This is a genomic window from Streptomyces phytophilus, from assembly GCF_013870535.1.
GTDB lineage: Bacteria > Actinomycetota > Actinomycetes > Streptomycetales > Streptomycetaceae > Streptomyces > Streptomyces phytophilus.
This window is the reverse complement of the sequence record NZ_JACBXC010000494.1, coordinates 1-4,180: the sequence shown is the minus strand read 5'-3', so window position 1 is coordinate 4,180 and position 4,180 is coordinate 1. Positions and strand designations below refer to the sequence as shown.

At 73.4% G+C, this 4,180-nt stretch carries 4 protein-coding genes and 1 pseudogene; 1 reads left to right on the top strand and 4 read right to left on the bottom strand.

Going from position 1 to position 4,180, the window contains the following annotated elements; all coding sequences use genetic code 11:
• On the bottom strand, positions 1–615 hold a 615-nt coding region (locus tag H5J30_RS19950), incomplete at its 3' end, for a questin oxidase family protein (protein ID WP_181788770.1).
• A gap of 464 nt (positions 616–1,079) precedes the next feature.
• Between H5J30_RS19950 and H5J30_RS19945 the strand changes: the two genes are divergently transcribed.
• Entirely contained in the window at positions 1,080–2,099 is a 1,020-nt protein-coding gene (locus tag H5J30_RS19945) for a sigma-70 family RNA polymerase sigma factor (RefSeq protein ID WP_181788769.1), read from the top strand.
• A gap of 63 nt (positions 2,100–2,162) precedes the next feature.
• Here H5J30_RS19945 and H5J30_RS19940 read toward each other — a convergent pair whose 3' ends face one another.
• From H5J30_RS19940 to H5J30_RS36845, 3 genes and pseudogenes are all read right to left on the bottom strand, one after another.
• Positions 2,163–3,260, bottom strand: coding sequence for a serine hydrolase domain-containing protein (locus H5J30_RS19940; RefSeq protein WP_181788771.1), 1,098 nt, complete (start codon positions 3,258–3,260; stop codon positions 2,163–2,165).
• On the bottom strand, positions 3,257–3,778 hold the full coding sequence (locus H5J30_RS19935) for a pyridoxamine 5'-phosphate oxidase family protein (protein ID WP_181788768.1): 522 nt from the start codon (positions 3,776–3,778) through the stop codon (positions 3,257–3,259). The genes H5J30_RS19940 and H5J30_RS19935 overlap by 4 nt, the downstream gene beginning before the upstream one ends.
• Before the next feature lie 270 nt (positions 3,779–4,048).
• Positions 4,049–4,180 (bottom strand): annotated as a pseudogene (locus H5J30_RS36845) (P1 family peptidase); the annotation flags it as partial.

Genomic DNA, 4,180 nt, shown 5'->3' with positions numbered 1-4,180 from the left:
CGCCTGCGCCGGCACGGCGGGCACACCGGCCAGCGCGGCGTCCGGTGTCGCGGTGCCGTCGGGGACGGGGGCGCTGGGCAGGCGGGCGTAGCGGGCGGCCCAGTAGCCCAGCGCGTGCGCCAGCTCCGCGACGCGGGGTTCGGTGACGGTCCGGCCGGCGGCCTCGGTGTCCTGGAGGGTCCGTACGGCATGTCCCGCGCGGATCACCGTGTGCGTGGCGGCGCCGGCCAGCCCGGGCAGCAGCCGCGGCCACCACTCGGCCAGCACCTCGCGCCACGGGCGGTCCGACAGCTCCCGCGCGAAGTACGCCGGCCAGTCGCCGAGCCGCGACGGGTCGCCGAGCGCCTCGCGCCAGGCGGCGGGGTCGATCGGCCGGGCCTGCGGCGGCATGTCCTCCAGCTTGTCGCGGTAGTGGTCCAGCCAGCGGTGCACGGTCGCCGCCCGGTCGCCGTAGACCAGGGCCTCGACGGCCATCGGCCCGTGGTTGGACAGCCAGCCCTCCCGCTCGGGTCCCGAGGCGTGCAGTCTCTCCAGGGCCTCGTCGAGCACCCCGCTGTCGTCCCGGGTGCGGCCCGGGCCCGTCTCCGTACGCGCTTCCTCGCGGCTCATGTCCATGCAAGCGAACCTACGGCGGCCCCCGCCCGGCCCGTAACGGCCGCGGGCCCTAGGTCCCCGTAGGTCTGCGGGCCCAGGCACACCGCCTCCTTCCGGCCGCGGGAGCAACCAGAAGGCCCCGCGCGCCGTCTTCACCAAGGGAGGGCGGCACCGGACTGCGCCGCCCAGGGGGGAAGGTCACGATGCCGAAGGTGACGGGCATCTCGCGGATCCGCGGCGGCCGGCACCGGCCGACGGCGTCGGCACCCGCCGCCCGCCCGACCTGACCAGGCTGTCTCCGGCCCGTACGGCGCTCCGTACGGCCACCTGAGCCTGCCTTGTGGCGGTGCAGGGTACTGCAAGATCACGAAAATCGGCGCACTCGAAGGGAATTCTGTCCTGATTCTCTTCGTTGGACAGGGTGAAAGGGACACCCGGTAGGTGTCGGACCACCGGTTGACGAACTCACTCGCAAGGGAGAACGCATGGCAACCCGTGCCGTCGCCCGCCGCCAGGCCCAGACCCCGGCCGGTGGGGCAAGCAGCGCTCGCGGCGCTCGCGCCACGAGCGGCGAGATCGCCGACCGCGACCTCGTCGGGATGTACCTCGACGAGATCGCGCGGACGCCGCTGCTCGACGCCGCGAAGGAAGTCGAGCTCTCCCTGGACATCGAGGCCGGCGTCTACGCCGAGAAGCTGCTCGCCGGCGAGGCGAAGCCCGAGGCGGTGGACGCGCCGAGCGCGTCGGCGAACCGGGAGGAACTCGAAGGGATCGTGGCCCAAGGCGACCGCGCCAAGGACCTGTTCATCCGCTCGAACCTCCGCTTGGTCGTCGCCGTCGCCCGCCGCTACCCGCGCAGCGGGCTGCCGCTCCTCGACCTGATCCAGGAGGGGAACGCCGGCCTGGTGCGCGCAGTCGAGAAGTTCGACTACAAGAAGGGCTTCAAGTTCTCCACGTACGCGACGTGGTGGATCCGCCAGGCCATCACCCGCTCCATCGCCGACCAGTCCCGGACGATCCGGCTGCCCGTCCACCTCGTCGAGGAGCTGGGCCGCATCCGGCGCGTACAGCGCGAGTTCAACCGCGAGCACGGCCGTGAGCCGGAGCCCGCCGAGGTCGCCGCCGAGCTGGGCTCGACGCCCGAGCGCGTGACGGACGTCCTGGACTGGGCCCGCGACCCGGTCAGCCTCAACATGTCGGTGGACGACGAGGGCGAGACCCAGTTCGGCGACCTGCTGGAGGACACCGGCGCCGACTCGCCGGAGGACTCCGTGCTGGTGATGATGCGCCGCGAGGAGCTGGAAGACCTCATCGGCCGGCTGGAGCCGCGCACGGCGTCGATCATCAAGGCGCGGTACGGCATCGAGGACGGGCGCGAGCGCACGCTCACCGAGGTCGGCAAGCAGCACGGCCTGACCCGCGAGCGGATCCGGCAGATCGAGAAGCACGCGCTGGTCGAACTGAAGAAGCTCGCCCGCGACACGGGCTTCGAGTCCGCGGCGTAACGCCGCACCCCGAGCAGCCCCCGGCGTCTCCCCCCGGCACCGGGGGCTTCCCCTTGGCCGCGTTCATGCGGGTGGGGCGAGGGCCTCCGCGGTCACGTCCGCGAGTCGCAGCGCGGTGTCGAAGTGGGGCGTGAGACGGGTCTTGGTCATGGCGAACGAGATGCCGGTCGCCGGGTCGGCCCAGACGTAGCTGCCGCCGCCGCCGACCCAGCCGAACGTGGTCGGCGTCTCCTCCGGCGGCGTACCGATGCGGCCGAGGGGATAGCCGAGCCCGAGCCGCGCATGGTTGCCGAAGACCCGGTCGGTGCCCTCGAAGGCCGGCGCCGTCATCTCCCCGAGGCGGCGCGGACCGATCAGCCGGCCGTCGAGGACCGCGGCATGCATGGCGGCGACGCCCCGCGCGGTGAAGGTACCGACCGACGGGATGTCCGCCCGCAGGATCTCGCCGCTGTTGCCCATGGCCGCCGTCGGCCGCATTTCCCAGGGCGCGAGAACGGCGTCGCCACCGGGCGGGGCGGCCGGCTGCGGCACGGCGTCCTCAAGCCGCGCCAGCCGGGGCAGGTCGGGTCCGGGCACACCGAAGTACAGGTCGCCGTCGAGGCCCAGGGGTTCGGCGACCCACTCGTGCAGGAGCTGCCGCATCGGTTTCCCCGTGGCCCGGCGGGCGACCTCGCCGACGAGAAAGCCGAAGGTGAACGCGTGGTACCCCGTTTCGGTCCCGGGCCGCCACCGCGGTTCCGCACCGGCGATCGCGGTGCAGACCCGCGGCCAGTCGGCCAGGTCGGCGGGGCCGATACCGCTCGGCATCGCCGGCACGCCGGCCGAGTGCGTCAGCACATGCCGAAGCGTCGCGGTCGCCTTGCCGCGGACACCGAACTCCGGCCACAGATCGGCCACCGGCGTGTCGTAGCCGACGGCACCGGTCCCGACGAGCAGGTGAGCGATCAGCGACGTCATGACCTTGCCGGCGGAGAAGCTGAAGACCGGCGTCCCGGGGGTCATCCCGCGCCCGGTGCGGCGGTCGGCGGCACCGGCGGCGGCGTCGACGACGAGAGCACCGCGGTGGTGGACGGCGACCTGCAGGCCCGACTCGGCACCGGAGTCCACGAGTTCGTCGAGGATGCTCTGAACCCTCTCCTGGAGCGAGGGCACCGTCCTCAACGGCTCGGCCACGTGTAGCGGGTCTGGCTCGACACGGGCAGCTTGCCGAAGGCGAACCCGGTGGTCGGCGCCACCCGGTACAGCCTGACCTCACCCGCGACGACGGCCTCGCCCAACCCGTACCAGGTGCCCTCGGGGGCGGTCAGGTGCGCGCCGTACTTCGTCTCGAAGTCCGCGACGGCCCGTTCCCGCTCGGCCCGGTCGCCCACCGGGGACGCGACACCCTCGATGACGACGTCCACCCCGGTCAGGGCGTTCGTGCCGGTCGTCAGCACGCAGTGCGGATTGCGGTCGAGATTGCGCGCCTTGCGCTCCTGGCCGCCCGTGGTGAAGCACATGCCGCCCAGGCTCCAGGCCGCCAGCAGCGGCGTCACGTGCGGCCGCCCGTCGGGCCGCACCGTGGAGAGCCAGAACACCTCCGCCTCGCCGAGGACCGCCAACGCCTCCGCCCACGGCGTCGCCCGCGCGGCCGGGGACGAGAACGGCCCCAGCTCCGCATCCGGTTCGCTTTCCCGCATGTCACTCACATCCTCGGTGGGGCGTTTCCGGCCGGCAGGCACTGCCCAAGCGGCGCAGGCAAGCCGGCCCGTCGCCATGATGACCCGGACCCGCCGGGAAACTCATCGCCCTCCGCGCACCGGCACCCCCGTGTCCCCGCCGAACACCCCGACGGCACTCGACAGCCCCGACGGCACTCGACAGCCCAGGCGACCTCGACAGCCCAGGCGACCTCGACAGCCCAGGCGACCTCGGCGGCCCCGGCGGCCCCGGCGGTCACGGGACGGGCTTCAGACGGTGCCGTAGAGATCGCGGTATGACGGGAAGACGCCCCCGGGGCCGTCGACGCTCTCCGCGGCGCGGAGTGCCTTGGCCATGGCGCGGGTCAGGACGTCCGCGCCGGCCGCGAACACCTCGTTGAG